Here is a 14,796-nt window from a genome sequence, read left to right as displayed (position 1 = left end):
TCGAGTAGCAAGTCTATCCAAATCGGCGCGCTTCCGCCGCGCCAAGCGTTGACATATTTCTGACATATTCTGTCATTAGAATCCCGGCAACTACCGTTTTGACCAGGATATTCGCCCATGATCGATGCCGAACGCATTTTGCACGAGACTTACCCCGACCTGAAACTCGGCAAGGACAACAAACTGCTGCTGAAGGCATTGAAAAAACTGATACATGAAGACGACTTCAACGACGTCATTCGCGAAAACCAACATCTGCGTGGCTTCGCGTTTCTCGATAAATTGCTGAATTATTTTAAGTTCAGCTACCAAGTCGGTAACGAATCCTACAACAACATCCCTGCCGAGGGGCGGCTGCTGATCGTCGCCAATCATCCGATCGGCACCTTGGACGGCTTGGCGTTGGTAAAATTGATCCGCTCGGTGCGACCAGATGTGCGTATCGTTGCCAATCGCGTGCTGTACCACATGGAGCCGCTGCAATCGATATTCTTGCCGGTGGACGTACTGTCCGAACAAAAGAATCTGAAAAATACCTACAAAATTATGCTGGATGCATTGGAAAACGAGGAAGCGATCATCTTCTTCCCGGCCGGCGAAGTATCGCGGATCACGCCCAAGGGCATACGCGACGGCAAATGGCAAACCGGTTTCTTGAAGCTGGCTCGCAAAGCCCAATGCCCGATCTTACCCATCCATATCAAGGCCAAGAATTCCGCGTTGTTTTACAGCATGTCCACGCTGTACAAACCGCTCGGCACCTTTCTGTTGGTCAAGGAAATGTTCAATAAGAAAGGCCAAGAAATCAGCTTTCGGGTCGGTGCGCCTATCCCCTACCAGGCTTACGCCGAAACCGAGCAAACCAATAAACAACTGAGCCAGCGCTTTCGCAAGCACGTGCAGAATCTTGGCAAGAAAAACCAACTGGCCTTGTTCGACACGGTGGCGACCGTCGTGCATCCGTCCGATACCAAGGCGATTAAAAAAGCCTTGTTCCAAGCGCGTCTGCTGGGCGAAACCCGCGATGGCAAAAAGATCTTTCTATATGAATTTCGCGACGACTGTCCGGTGATGCGAGAGATCGCCCGCTTGCGCGAGCTGACCTTCCGCACTGTCGAGGAAGGTACCGGGTTGGCGCTGGACCTGGATAAGTTCGACGTGTATTACAGCCATATCGTATTGTGGGACGACAACGACCTGGAAATCGTCGGCGCCTACCGGGTCGGCGACGGTCCGCGCATTTTGGCCAATCACGGCGTCGAGGGCTTTTACAGTCAAACCTTGTTCGACTTGAAAAGCGAGTTCGCCGACTATCTGCCCAACAGCCTCGAACTGGGCCGCAGCTTCGTGCAACCGCGTTATTGGGGGCAGCATAGTCTGGAGTATCTCTGGTATGGCATCGGCGCCTATTTGCGCGAACGTCCCGATATTAAATATTTGTTCGGGCCGGTCAGTATCAGTAACGCCTATCCTTACGCCGCCAAGGAGTTAATCGTGGGATTTTACCGCCAGCAATTCGGTGCCACCCTACCCCACGCGATTGCCAGGATGCCGTTCACGATTTCCGAAACCGGTCAGAATTTCGCGGCCGCCGAATTCGCCGGCGACTATTCAACCAGCTTCAAGATTCTCAATTCCGAACTGAAAAAGCTGGGCGTCAAGGTGCCAACCTTATACAAGCAATACGTGGAATTATGCGTGGATAACGGCTGTCATTTCATCGACTTCAATATCGATCCGGACTTCAATAACTGCATAGACAGCCTGATCATGGTCGAGGTCGATAAAATTGCGCCGAAAAAGCGCCAACGTTATATAGAGCGATCCTTGGCGGGGTAACGCCAATCATGCAACGTGCTTTTTCCGAACTCGACGAACTCGAGACGGTCGTCGCACGCCTGGGCTCTCGTGCCAGATGCCGCGTTGTCGAAACCGTAGCCTGTAAGGGTAGAGAATTCCCGATTCACTGCATCAGCCTCGGTTCCGAACGCCCGGATGCTCCGGTACTGGCCTTTTTTGGCGGCATCCACGGCCTGGAGAAAATCGGCACCGAAGTAATCCTGGCCTATATGCAGACCATAGCGGCTTTGCTGGACTGGGACGAGGAATTCAACACTCGCTTGACCAAGTCGCGGCTGGTGTTTATGCCGATCGTAAATCCGGTCGGCGTATTCCGGGGTACGCGCTGCAACGGGAACGGGGTCGATTTGATGCGCAATTCGCCGATCGAAAGCGTCGGCAAAACCCGCTTATACAGCGGCCAGCGACTGAGCGCGCGCTTGCCTTGGTACCGGGGCGACGAATCGCGGATGGAGAAGGAAGCCCAGGCACTGTGCCGAGTCGTCCACGACGAGCTGTTTCCTGCTCCGCTAGCGATCGCCGTGGACCTGCATTCCGGCTTCGGGATCCAGGACCGGCTGTGGTTTCCGTATGCCTCCAACCATACCCCGTACCCGGACATCGCCGAGGCCTGCGCATTGAAGCAACTGTTCGACGCCTGCTACCCTCATCACGTTTACAAAATCGAACCGATGAGTCAGGAATACGTGATCAGCGGCGATTTATGGGATTACCTTTACGACGACCATGTCGCGCGCCGTGCCAGAGGCAAATTGTTTTTACCGTTGACCTTGGAAATGGGGTCCTGGTTGTGGTTGCGCAAAAATCCGACCCATTTATTCCAACGCCATGGCTTATTCCATCCGTTACTACCGCATCGTCAACAACGCATCATGCGCCGCCACTTGACGTTGTTCGATTTTTTATACCGGTGTTTGCTGCATCCCGGCGCTTGGGCGATTCTGGACCCGGAACGGCAGCAAATCTTGCGCGGCCAAGCCTTGGCGAATTGGTATGGGTGAGGCCGGTCGTCATTGGTTGCTGCTGCGCGGTCTAGCGAGGGAAACCGCGCATTGGGGCGACTTTCCCTTACGCCTGCGGTCAGCCTTCCCAGCCTCCAGGGTCACCTGTGTGGATTTACCCGGTACCGGCAGTCATTTTCGTGAGGCCTGCCCGACTTCGATAGGTAGCATCATGGAACTAACCCGTGAGCGAGCCTATCGAGCCGGCGCGCTTGAACGCCCCGTCACGCTGTTGGCGTTGTCGCTGGGCGGCATGGTGGCCTGGGAGTGGGCGTGTCGCTATCCCGCAGACGTAGCCGCAGGGTGCTTGATCAATACGAGTTTCGCGGGCGTGAGTCCGTTTTATCGACGGCTACGCTGGCAAAGCTATGGGGCGTTGGCAAATATTTTACTGGAGCGGGAAATCGGTCGCCGCGAACGGCGAATTTTGGAGCTGGTCTCGAATCAAACTCGAAATATCGAGGAATTGAGTAAGGTTTGGCTCGATATTCAAAGCGAACGCCCGGTAAATCCGAGCAACGCCGCCAAGCAATTGATCGCGGCGGCTCGATTTCGGCCGAAAACCCCGCCCGATGGCATGCCTTGGTTGGTATTGAGCGGCCTCGGCGACCGACTGGTCGCTCCGGCCTGCTCTAGTGCCGTTAGCCAACGCTGGCAATTATCCAATGATAGCCATCCGTGGGCTGGCCACGACTTACCGCTGGACGACCCTGACTGGCTAGTTAATCGGTTGCGGACCTGGATAGCAAATCAGGGAACCGAAGCGATCGATTAAGCGATCTCAAATTCCGCTTTGTCGCGACCCGCGGCCAGTAATTCCTGCATCCATTTTGGTGCCAATCCGCGACCGGACCAAGTTTGGTTGGCGTCCGCCGGATTACGATAACGCGCGGCAACTTTACCGATTTTTCTTTCGGCTTTTTTGTCGAGTTCGTGTATTTCAACGCCAACGCCGATAGAAGTCGCCAAGTCCTTGATTTGTGCAATTACTTCCTTGCGTTTGCTGGATTGTCTGTCTTTCAAGACTTTCTCGGCGTTTTCGATAACTGCTTGCAATTCAGATTCGGATAAAGTAGTTAAATCAGTCATATATTCCTCAGATAATTAAATGACGCAACGGATTCTATCATCAACTTGTAATAAATAAAATACCGTCATTGGATTACATCGAATCCCGTCTCTGAGTATAGTTCGCCTTTTTTTCCAAGCAACTGTACTCGCCACTGACCTTTATCCCTGGACGACAAGTTTTTAGCAGTCCAAACCTTGGCTTTATTATCTTTTACCTCGATTGTCTTTTTGAGTACCGGCTGGCCGTCCTTGAACCATTGATGAAACAAGGTCTTACCTTTCAAGTTTTTCACCTCGTTGAAGTAATATAACTCGATTGGCTCCTTCCTGATCTGAACGGAAGCCGATTTGACTTGCTCGGTCGGCTCGGTATCCTTTATACCGTAGGTTAACGATGCCCGGATCACTTTCCTTGAGTAAATGATGGCCGGTTGACGTTTCTGTTCCGAGATTGAGCTTGGAGAAACCGGAGTTTCTCCGGGAGATTTTCGCGCCGCCAACGGCGACGTTTCAACTTGCGGCGCCACAATTGAGTTGTCAGACCGCATACTAGTTTCCGGGGCCATTGGCAAGGTTTCCGGCGTAAGGTTAGCCGGGGTTTGCTCGCTATTGTCGATGAATAACCACGCGGATAGCATGATAGCCGCCGCCATTAACCCGGCTACCGCGGCAATTCGCCCGGTATGCCAAACAGTTACCATCTTCGGTGTTTGGGGTACTTGACCGCTTCTGGATTTATCGTAGTTTATTTTGATAACGACTTTATTTTCAGACATGTGTTTACCGACGTTTCCCAGGGCTGAAATACCGCTCGAGCCGGAATATCGACCGGCGCGGTTCCGCACTTACTGCTTGGTAATATATCATTTTAGCTCTACCATAATGCTCCTTACTTGTGATTCCAGCCGCCCCGGATATGACTAGCCTCTTGAAACTGTTCGAAGAATCATCTTCGCTTTACGGTGGCAACGCCGTTTACGTCGAATCCCTATACGAACAATACCTGCACGATCCCAGTACGGTCTCTGAAGTCTGGCGGCGGCGCTTCGACGATATTCATCGCGGCTCCACCGAGGATACACCGCACAGCATCATCGTCGAGCGTTTCGAGAAGCTGGCGATCGCCGAACCCGGTCGCCTCGCCAAAATGCGCGGGTTTACCGAACAAAGCGTCAAAAAGCAATCCGCGGTTGCTCGCTTAATCAACCATTACCGCGTCAAGGGACATCAAATCGCCCGTAATAATCCTTTGGGCAAACTCGCGGCGATGCCCGCCGATTTGGAGCCGATTTATTACGGATTGACCGACGCGGATATGAGTACGCTGTTCGATACCGGCGGTTTGTGCGGGGTGGATCGTTTGCCGTTGCGGGAGATCATCCAGACTTTGCAGCAAATCTATTGCGGCAGCATCGGCAGCGAATTCATGCATATCGTCGACGACGAATCCAAACGCTGGATCAAAAACAAATTGGAAGGTGCCAAACCGGATTTCTCCAGTCACCCGGAAAAACGCCAATGGTTGTTAAAACAATTGATTGCCGCCGAGGGCCTGGAAAAGTTTCTGCATCGTAAATATGTCGGTCAAAAACGCTTTTCGCTGGAGGGCGGCGAATCGCTGATTTTGATACTCGACGAATTGATCCAGCGCGCCGGCGAAAGCAAGGTCACGGAAATTGTGATCGGCATGGCTCACCGCGGCCGTCTTAACGTGTTGGTCAACATACTCGGTAAAAGTCCGGCGGTATTATTCGGCGAATTCGAAGGCACTCACACCTCAATGCCCGGCGCGCTCACCGGCGACGTTAAATATCACATGGGGTTTTCGTCGAATATCGCCACTCCGGGTGGTCCGATACATTTGACGCTAGCCTTCAACCCGTCTCATCTGGAAATCATTAATCCGGTGGTCGAGGGTTCGGTCAAGGCTCGCCAAGATAGGCACGGCATTGGCGGTATCGACGTCATCCTACCGGTGTTGATACATGGCGATGCCGCCTTCGCCGGGCAAGGCATCGTCATGGAAACCTTGAACATGGCGGAGACTCGGGCATTTTCGACCGGCGGTACCGTGCACGTCGTCATCAACAACCAGATAGGCTTCACGACCAGCAATCCGTTCGACGCCCGTTCGACACTGTATTGCACCGATGTCGCCAACATGATTCAGGCGCCGGTGTTCCACGTCAACGGCGACGATCCCGAAGCCGTGGTCTTCATCACCCAATTGGCGCTGGATTATCGAATGACCTTCCACAAGGACGTCGTCATCGACTTGATCTGCTACCGCCGTCATGGCCACAACGAAGCCGACGAGCCGGCGGCGACTCAGCCGATGATGTATAAAGCCATCCACCAACACGCCACGCCGCCGCAAATCTACGGTCAAAGACTCGTGCAGGAAGGCGTGATCGACGAGGCCGGCATTCAGCAACTCGAACAGAATTACATGCAGTTGTTGAACGAAGGCAAGCCGGTTTCCCGGCCTATCATCGAAAACAAGGTGTATTCCTACTCGGCACGTTGGGAACCCTACCTGAATAAACATTGGGATATCCCGATCGACACCACGGTCAGCATCGAACGCATCCGCTTCTGCAATTTGCGGCTGCAAAGTCTGCCGTCCGGTTTCGAATTGCACCCTCGGGTCGCCAAGGTAATGGACGATCGCCAAAAAATGACCGACGGAGATTTGCCTATGGACTGGGGCTTCGCGGAAAATATGGCCTACGCCACGTTGTTGATGGACGGTTACGACATTCGCTTGACCGGCCAGGACATCGGCCGCGGCACGTTTTCCCATCGCCACGCTATTTTATTGAATCAGGCCAACGGCGAGAACTATATCCCGCTTAAACACTTGAGCGATCGGCAAGGCCGGCCGCAAATTTTCAATTCGCTACTGTCGGAAGCCGGGGTGCTGGGTTTCGAATACGGTTACAGTTCCACGCAGCCGGACAAATTGGTGATTTGGGAAGCGCAATTCGGCGATTTCGCCAACGGCGCGCAAGTCGTGATCGATCAGTTTATCGCATCGGGCGAAACCAAATGGGGCAAGCTCAGCGGCTTAGTGATGCTGCTCCCGCACGGTTTCGAAGGTCAGGGGCCGGAGCATTCCTCGGCGCGTCTGGAACGCTATTTACAGTTGTGCGCGGACCAAAATATCCAGGTCTGCGTGCCGACGACGCCGGCGCAAATTTTTCATTTATTGCGGCGGCAAATGCTGCGTCAATACCGCAAACCGTTGATCGTGATGAGTCCGAAAAGCCTGCTGCGCCATAGATTGGCGGTATCTACGCTGGACGAATTGACCAGCGGCGGATTTCAGACCGTTATCGGGGAAATCGACGATATCGATCCGTTTCATGTGACTCGACTAATACTGTGTGCCGGCAAGGTCTATTACGATCTGCTGGAAACCCGGCGCCAAGACAGTCTGAATCACGTTGCCATCGTCCGGATCGAACAGCTTTATCCGTTCCCGAATGAGCGATTCAAGCAGGAACTGGACAAATACCCCAACGTCGAACACATCGTTTGGTGTCAAGAAGAGCCGAAAAACCAGGGCGCCTGGTACCAAAGCCGACACCATTTCATCGAACACGTTTCCCCGGAGATTACGATCGGCTATGCCGGCCGAGTAGCTTCCGCCGCACCGGCGGTTGGCAATTACAAAACCCATCTCAACGAACAAAAAGCGGTGGTTCACACCGCACTTTACGGTAGCAACGAAGGAACAACTCATGAGCTTTGAAATATTGGTCCCCAGCCTCCCCGAATCCATCTCCGATGCCAATTTGGTCGCTTGGCACAAGCAAGCCGGGGACTGGGCCGAGGCCGGCGAGAACCTGGCCGATCTGGAAACCGACAAGGTCATTCTCGAGGTGCCTGCACCTCGATCGGGTGTCCTGAAGGAAATTTTGATTCCGAACGATTCGACGGTTGTCGCCGGTCAGGTCCTGGCGCTACTGGACGAACAAGCCGACAAACCCGGCGGATCGCTGACGGCTAGTGGCGTCGAGCCGGTTCTGAGCCCGTCGGTCCGCAAAATCGTCGCCGAACGCGAACTCGACCCACAGGCCATTCCAGCATCCGGCAAACATGGGCGGATATTGAAGAGCGACGTGATGGACTATTTGCAGGAGCAACAGGCAAGCAAGCCGGTCGACGCCGCCGTCGAAGCCTCCCCCGCCCCGCTGTCGACGTCGGCGGTGGCCAGTCTACGTCCGGAACAACGGGTACCGATGACCCGGTTGCGCGCCAAAATCGCCGAACGCTTGCTGCACGCCCAGCAAAACGCGGCGATGTTGACGACCTTCAACGAAGTCAATCTGAAAGCCGTCATCGATTTGCGTAACCAATACAAAGACCGTTTCGAAGCCAAGCACAATATCAAGCTCGGCTTCATGTCCTTCTTCGTCAAAGCCTCGATAGAAGCCTTGAAGCGTTTCCCGGCCATCAACGCCTCGATAGACGGGAACGACATCATCTACCACGGCTATTACGACATCGGTATCGCCGTCACCACCCCGCGCGGGCTGATCGTTCCAATTCTGCGCGACGCCGATCAACTCGATTTTTCCGGCATCGAAAAAGGCATACACGACTTTGGACAAAAAGCCCGCAATGGCTCCATCAGTGTCGAGGATCTCAGCGGCGGTACGTTTACAATCACCAACGGCGGGATATTTGGTTCGATGCTGTCCACGCCCATCCTGAATCCGCCCCAATGCGCGATTTTAGGCATGCACGCGATCAAGGACAGGCCGATCGTGGAGAACGGCGAAATCGTGATCCGGCCCATCATGTACTTGGCCCTGTCCTACGACCACCGCTTGGTGGATGGTAAGGAAGCCGTGCAATTTCTCGGCATCATCAAGGAATGCCTGGAGGCGCCGGCACATTTGTTGCTGAACATTTAACGATGCGATATCAGATTATCCCGGTCACCGCTTACCAGCAAAACTGCACGCTGCTGGTCTGCGAACGCAGCCGCAAGGCCGCTTTGGTCGATCCGGGCGGCGACCTGGAACTGCTCTTGGCGGCCGTTGCGCAACACGACGCCGAGTTGGAATCGATATTGGTCACTCACGGTCATCTCGACCACGTCGGCGGGGTTGCGGCGCTAGCGGAAAAGCTGAGCCTGCCGATCGCCGGTCCCCATCAAGACGACGATTTCTGGATACAGCTGTTGCCGGAGCAATGCCGGATGTTCGGTTTTCCGCCAACCAAGATATTTAAACCGGACCGCTGGTTGCGGGACGGCGATAGCGTTCAGGTTGGACTCAATACCTTACAAGTCCTACATTGCCCCGGCCACACGCCGGGTCATGTGGTTTTTTACAATAGCGACGCGCGTTTGGCCATTGTCGGTGACGTATTGTTCAAGGGCTCGATCGGCCGTACCGATTTTCCGCGCGGCGACCATCAGGCGTTGTTGGACTCGATACGTCTGAAACTTTGGCCGCTCGGCGACGACGTAAAATTCATCCCGGGACATGGGCCGATGTCGACGTTCGGCGCGGAGCGCAAAAGCAACCCATACGTCGGCGATCATTACCGCTAACCGCGTGGGATTTACGGTTCCAGCGCTACGTCGCTCAGCGCCGCGCCGTCGAGTACCGCCAGAAATTGTTCGACCGCGTCGCTCAATAAACCGGTCAAGCGGCAACCGTTTTGAAGTGCGCAAACCCCTTGTTTTTGCGGGTTGAAACATTCGGCCATCTGAAACCGGCCTTCCACTTCCCGCACCACCGCGCCGATATTGATTTCGGCAGCGGGCCTGGATAAACGGATGCCGCCGCCCTTGCCGCGCACGGTTCGCACAAATCCCTTGAGTCCCAATTTGTGCACCACTTTGACCAAGTGATTTCTGGAGATACCGAAAAACTCCGCCAATTCGCTAATCGTCACCAATTTATCGGTATTACGGCTCAAATAAATCAACACTCTGAGCGCGTAATCCGTATGAGCAGTCAGTTGCATATCCCTGATTCCTAAAGTTGCAATGGCAATCTTGTCTTGGAATGAGCGGTCGCTCCGAAGTGCGCTATCGATGGGTCAAGCGAATCTCCTAGACCGGCCCATTGTTGCCGCCACCTGCACCCGCAACCCGGCAGTCGGCTTAATGTCCGCCGTGAGACGGCGCTTGCTGGGTAAAGTCGGTCCTGCGCAATTGATAGCGTTCCGCTTGCTTGCCGGAAATGCGATTGCCGTGTTCGTCAAGCTGGGTCAGCACGTTCTCGCCGACCAGATAGACATGGCTGGGTCCGCCGTTTTTCGGGGTCAACGTGATGGTTTTACTCTTGTCGTCCCAGCTGTATTTACCCTTCTCGACAAATTCGCGATCCGACTTGCCGGCGAATTGAGTCATCAACATATAGCTGCTGTTTTTGTTCAGCGCCAGCGAAGTCTTAATGCCGGCGCAGTCGGTGCAAGGCAGAAAACCGTTGTAGATCCCCGGCCACTCGAAACTGTCGGATCCGTGATGGCCGGCATGATCTTGCGGCCCGGCATTTTCCGCCTGAACCGGGCCGCCGAACGCGATACCGAGTGCAAGACTGGTTAACAACACTTTCAATCGAACAATGCGCATGTTTGCTCCCGAGCAAATTCTATGGTTTATGGCAAGGTGTCAGGACCTGTTTATCGGTCCGATCCGGATATTGTGCCACAGCGGAGGCCCGAATGACCGTTACCGTGTTTTATTGGTCGTCGACGGGCGGGGACGTTTGCTCAGCACTGCGATCTTTCGCCAAAATCACGTAAAACGGCGGCACGACGAATAGCGTCAATACGGTACCGATACCCAAGCCGGAAGCGATCACCAGACCGATCGCAAAGCGGCTGGCGGCGCCGGGGCCGGTGGCGGTCAACAGCGGCAGCATCGCGACGATCATCGCGACCGTGGTCATCAGAATAGGCCGAAGCCGGATCCCGGCTGCCTGTTCGATGGCCGCCGGCTTGTTCAAGCCGTCACGCTGTTGCAGTTGGTTGGCAAATTCGACGATCAAAATACCGTTTTTGGCAACCAAGCCGATCAGCGTAATCAGGCCCACCTGGGTATAGATGTTGACGGTCGCAAAATCGAGCATCAAAAATGCCAATGCGCTGGCGATCGATAGCGGCACTGAAATTAAGATAATCAACGGATCGCGCCAACTCTCGAATTGCGCGGCCAACACCAAGTATATAATGAGCAGAGCCATGAAGAAGGTCAGAATCAGCACGTTGCCCTGCTGACGGTATTGGCGCGACTCGCCGGTGTAGTCCGCGGCGAACCCGCGCGGAAAGATTTCTTCGGCAATGTCATCCAGCGCGGCCATCGCATCGCCGAGACCGATACCCGGCGCCGGAATCCCGCTTAGCGTGATGCTGTTGAGTTGTTGGAACTGACTGCGTTTGCCGGGTTCGACGCTATCGACGACTTTAATCAAGGCCGACAGCGGTACTTGGGCGCCGGAGCTGCCTCGCAAGTAATAGCCGTCCAATTTAGCCAAATCCTGGCGGTCTGCGTCGCCGACTTGCGGAATTACCTTGTAGCTGCGGCCTTGCAAGCCGAATCGGTTGACGTACTGTCCGCCCAGCCAACCGGCCAAGTTGGCGCCGATGTCTTCCATCGTGATACCTAAATCGGCGGCACGGTCCCGGTCGATCACCAACGTCGATTTCGGCCGGTCGAAGCGAACGTCCTTGACCAAAAATGCAAATTGACCGCTTTGCATCGCTTGCGCCAGCACTTGCTCGGCCACCTGATCCAGCTTAGCGTAATCGGCGTCGCTGGTCACGACGAACTGCAGGGGCAATCCGCCACCCGAACCCGGTAAGCTGGGCGGCGATACGACGGCGGTCTGAAAGCCGGCGATACTGTCTACCTTGGCTTGCAGTTCCGGAACGACGGCTTGTTGGGAGCGCTGGCGCTCGAAACTCGACGGCATTTTCATACCGGCGAATACGGTATTGGTATCCCCGCCGAAGCCCATGATCAAAAAGCTTTCTTCGTGCTCCGGCAGGCTTTCGAAATGCCGGATCAATTCGCGGGAATAGGTCTGATTGTATTGCAGCGTCGCGGTTTGCGGGCTACTGGCGATCGCGAACAAAAAACTTTGATCCTCGGTCGGCGCCAGTTCCTTGCCCGACCAATCGTACATCCAATAGATACTGGGCAACACCAACAGCGCGAAGATCAGCACCGTGTACGGAAATTCCAAAATTCGGCGCAACACGGACCGGTACCCGCTGGCCAAGCCTTCGAAAAAATGTTCGACCATGGCTTCGAAACGTCCTCCGCGCTCGGCTTCCGGCAAGATGCGCGCGCTCATCATCGGCGACAACGTCAACGCGACAATCCCGGAAATCAGTACCGCGCCGGCCAGAGAAAAAGCGAATTCGGTGAACAGCGTGCCGACCAAGCCCCCCATGAAACCGATCGGCACGTACACCGCTACGAGTGTCGTGGTCATCGCGATGATAGGCAGTCCCAGTTCGCGGGCGCCGGCCAGTGCGGCTTGCAATCGGCCGTGACCCTGCTCGATGTGTCGGTGGATGTTTTCGACGACGACAATCGCGTCGTCCACCACCAAGCCTATCGCCAGTACCATTGCCAACATCGTCAGCAAGTTGATCGAAAAGCCCATTGCCAGCATGAAAAAGCAGGCGCCGACCAGCGATAGCGGCACCGTGACCGCCGGGATCAGCGCCGCGCGGAACGAGCCGAGCGACAAAAAAATCACGCCTAACACGATCGCGACGGCTTCCAACAAGGTTGCGAAGACTTCGTGGATCGAATCCTCGATGAATTGGCTGGCGTCGTAAGGCAGCAAGATATGCATTTCGTTGGGCAAGTCGCGCTCGATCTCTTTCAACAAGGCTTTAACCGATTTCGCAACCTTCAACGGATTGGCGCCCGGCGCCTGCTCGATGCCCATGAAAATCGCGGTCTTGCCTTTGTACCAATTAACCGTGTCGTAGTCTTCGCTGCCCAACTCGATGTCGGCGATGTCGTTTAATCGAACCAGCGCGCCGCGACGATTGGCAACCACCAATTGTTCGAATTCCCGTTTCGACACCGCGTCGGTCGTGGCACCCAAATCGATTTTAACGAAATTACCCTTGGTAGCGCCGATACCGGATAAATAGTTATTGGCTTTCAGCACGCCGGCGACGTCGTTGGCGGTTACGCTTAAGGCCGCCATGCGCGCGGGGTCTAGCCAGATACGCATCGCGAAGGTCTTGTTGCCCAACATCGCGGCCTTGCCGACGCCGGGGACCGCCTGCAACTTCGGCTGCACGACCCGAAGCAGATAATCGCTAATCTGCGAGTCCTGCAAGGTGTCGCTGTACAGCGCGATATACATGAGTGCGGTGTCGTCGCCGGTTTGCGAACTAATCACCGGATCCTCGGCTTCGGCGGGCAATTGATTACGCTTACCGGCCACCTTGGCCTGAATCTCGGCGACCGCGGCGTTAGGATCGTAATTCAGCCGCATGTGAGCCTCGATGACCGAGCTGCCCTGGCGGCTATTGGAAGACAGATAATCAATGCCGTTGGCTTCGGCTATGGCCTGTTGCAGCGGCGTTGTAATAAAGCCTTTAATCAAGTCGCTGTCCGCGCCGGGATAGGCGGTCGTGATGGTCACGACGGTATTCTCGGTTTTCGGGTATTGGCGCAATTCCAAGACGTCCAAGGCTCTTAAGCCGAGAAGCAGGATCAGCAAACTGACGACACTGGCTAGGACCGGCCGTACAATGAATAAATCGGTCAACTTCACGGAGCCTGCTCGCGTTCGCCGGGCGCGGGTTGGCTGTCCGGCGTGACGGCCATGCCGTTACGCAGCTTCATTTGTCCGGCGGCAACGACTTTATCGCCGAGCCGCAGCCCTTCCAAAATTTCGACTCGCCCTCCCCGACTGTCGCCGGTTTTGACTTGGCGACTTTGCACGATCCATCCGGCCGGACCGCGCTGAACCGCAAACACGGAATTGCCGTAGGGGTTGTAGCTGATGGCGGTATCCGGCAAGGTCGACACGGTTTGGTCGGCCTCGGCGGACAGTTTGATCTGGGCGAACATCCCTGGCCGAAGCAATTTCCCTGGGTTTCTAAACAGTGCCTGTACTTTGATGGTTCGACTATCGGTGTCGACGGCGGGATTCGACGCAGTGACCTCTCCTTCAAAATACTGGTCTGGAAAGGCAGGTACGCTGGCGATCACCTTTCGGCCCTTGCCAATCCGGCCAAGATCGCGTTCCGGCAACGTGAAATCCAAATACATCGGATCGAGTTGTTCAAGCATCACGATCGCCGAACCAACCGGCAAGTACTGCCCAAGATCGACGCGACGTATGCCCAACTCGCCGGCAAACGGCGCCTTGATGTGCTTCTTAGCGATTTGGATCTGCTTGCCGGCAACCGCCGCCGCGGCTTGATCGAGCTGCGCTCGATTTTGATCCTGATCGGCGGCGGCGATGAATTTTCGCTCCAACATGCTCTGGCCTCGTTGATAGCGTAAGCCGGCCAATTTTTGTTCGGCGAGCAGGCCTTCGAGTTCCGCTCGGTCGGTGGCGCTATCCAGTTCTAGCAACAATTGTCCGGCTTTTACAGTTTGGCCGGAGTTGAAATGAATGGCTTGGACCATCCCGGCAATTTCGTTGCTGATATCGATACCGGCGACGGCGCGAAAGCTGCCGACAGTGCTTAACGAAGAGTCCCAGTGTTCGCTTTTGACCTCGGCGAAGGCAACGACGGCCGGAGGTACTGCAGGCACTTGGCTGGCCGCTTGGCGCATCCGGTAAAACTTGAGTCCGAAAATCGCACCCAGCGCAAGTAAGGTCAACAATAGTACTAGCAGGCTGCGCTTGATCATCGA

12 protein-coding genes are annotated in these 14,796 nt (G+C 55.1%); 6 read left to right on the top strand and 6 right to left on the bottom strand.

Annotated features, from left to right (window positions below; translation table 11 throughout):
• Positions 1-117 precede the first annotated feature (117 nt).
• Genes ACQE3E_RS11730 through ACQE3E_RS11720 form a run of 3 tightly spaced genes read left to right on the top strand, consistent with a single transcriptional unit; the run spans position 118 to position 3,636 of the window.
• Positions 118-1,839, top strand: coding sequence for a lysophospholipid acyltransferase family protein (locus tag ACQE3E_RS11730; RefSeq protein WP_427500562.1), 1,722 nt, complete (start codon positions 118-120; stop codon positions 1,837-1,839).
• An 8-nt stretch (positions 1,840-1,847) separates the two neighbouring features.
• A complete protein-coding gene (locus ACQE3E_RS11725) occupies positions 1,848-2,861 on the top strand; it encodes a M14 family zinc carboxypeptidase (RefSeq protein ID WP_064027589.1) in 1,014 nt (337 codons plus the stop codon).
• Positions 2,854-3,636 (top strand): alpha/beta fold hydrolase, encoded by a 783-nt coding sequence (locus ACQE3E_RS11720; RefSeq protein ID WP_313727850.1) that lies wholly within the window; start codon positions 2,854-2,856, stop codon positions 3,634-3,636. The genes ACQE3E_RS11725 and ACQE3E_RS11720 overlap by 8 nt, the downstream gene beginning before the upstream one ends.
• On the opposite strand, the gene ACQE3E_RS11715 is transcribed toward ACQE3E_RS11720, so the two are convergent.
• Complete coding sequence (locus tag ACQE3E_RS11715) at positions 3,633-3,950, bottom strand: H-NS family nucleoid-associated regulatory protein (RefSeq protein WP_064027593.1); 318 nt, start codon at positions 3,948-3,950, stop codon at positions 3,633-3,635. The genes ACQE3E_RS11720 and ACQE3E_RS11715 overlap by 4 nt on opposite strands.
• A gap of 65 nt (positions 3,951-4,015) precedes the next feature.
• On the bottom strand, positions 4,016-4,708 hold the full coding sequence (locus ACQE3E_RS11710) for a DUF2914 domain-containing protein (RefSeq protein WP_313727851.1): 693 nt from the start codon (positions 4,706-4,708) through the stop codon (positions 4,016-4,018).
• A 140-nt stretch (positions 4,709-4,848) separates the two neighbouring features.
• Here ACQE3E_RS11710 and ACQE3E_RS11705 point away from each other — a divergent pair, with 140 nt between their 5' ends.
• From ACQE3E_RS11705 to ACQE3E_RS11695, 3 genes are read left to right on the top strand one after another with little or no spacing between them, the layout of a single operon-like run.
• Positions 4,849-7,686 carry a 2-oxoglutarate dehydrogenase E1 component gene (locus ACQE3E_RS11705; RefSeq protein WP_281023278.1) on the top strand — a complete coding sequence of 946 codons (2,838 nt, stop codon included), beginning with the start codon at positions 4,849-4,851 and terminating at the stop codon, positions 7,684-7,686.
• Positions 7,676-8,854 (top strand): 2-oxoglutarate dehydrogenase complex dihydrolipoyllysine-residue succinyltransferase, encoded by a 1,179-nt coding sequence (odhB, locus tag ACQE3E_RS11700; RefSeq protein ID WP_064027599.1) that lies wholly within the window; start codon positions 7,676-7,678, stop codon positions 8,852-8,854. The genes ACQE3E_RS11705 and odhB overlap by 11 nt, the downstream gene beginning before the upstream one ends.
• A gap of 2 nt (positions 8,855-8,856) precedes the next feature.
• A complete protein-coding gene (locus tag ACQE3E_RS11695; RefSeq protein WP_313727852.1) occupies positions 8,857-9,498 on the top strand; it encodes an MBL fold metallo-hydrolase in 642 nt (213 codons plus the stop codon).
• Between the two features lie 11 nt (positions 9,499-9,509).
• On the opposite strand, the gene ACQE3E_RS11690 is transcribed toward ACQE3E_RS11695, so the two are convergent.
• From ACQE3E_RS11690 to ACQE3E_RS11675, 4 genes are all read right to left on the bottom strand, one after another.
• Positions 9,510-9,917, bottom strand: coding sequence for an Rrf2 family transcriptional regulator (locus ACQE3E_RS11690; RefSeq protein WP_071156885.1), 408 nt, complete (start codon positions 9,915-9,917; stop codon positions 9,510-9,512).
• 139 nt (positions 9,918-10,056) lie between these two features.
• Entirely contained in the window at positions 10,057-10,527 is a 471-nt protein-coding gene (locus ACQE3E_RS11685) for a copper resistance protein NlpE (protein WP_071156887.1), read from the bottom strand.
• Between the two features lie 109 nt (positions 10,528-10,636).
• Positions 10,637-13,702 (bottom strand): efflux RND transporter permease subunit, encoded by a 3,066-nt coding sequence (locus tag ACQE3E_RS11680; protein WP_313727853.1) that lies wholly within the window; start codon positions 13,700-13,702, stop codon positions 10,637-10,639.
• Positions 13,699-14,793 carry an efflux RND transporter periplasmic adaptor subunit gene (locus ACQE3E_RS11675; RefSeq protein WP_313727854.1) on the bottom strand — a complete coding sequence of 365 codons (1,095 nt, stop codon included), beginning with the start codon at positions 14,791-14,793 and terminating at the stop codon, positions 13,699-13,701. The genes ACQE3E_RS11680 and ACQE3E_RS11675 overlap by 4 nt, the downstream gene beginning before the upstream one ends.
• Positions 14,794-14,796 lie beyond the last annotated feature (3 nt).

It is taken from the genome of Methylomonas sp. MED-D (genome assembly GCF_050276835.1).
Classification (GTDB): Bacteria; Pseudomonadota; Gammaproteobacteria; order Methylococcales; family Methylomonadaceae; genus Methylomonas; species Methylomonas koyamae_A.
Note: the sequence above shows the minus strand (reverse complement) of the source record. Positions and strands in the feature narration are given on the sequence as shown.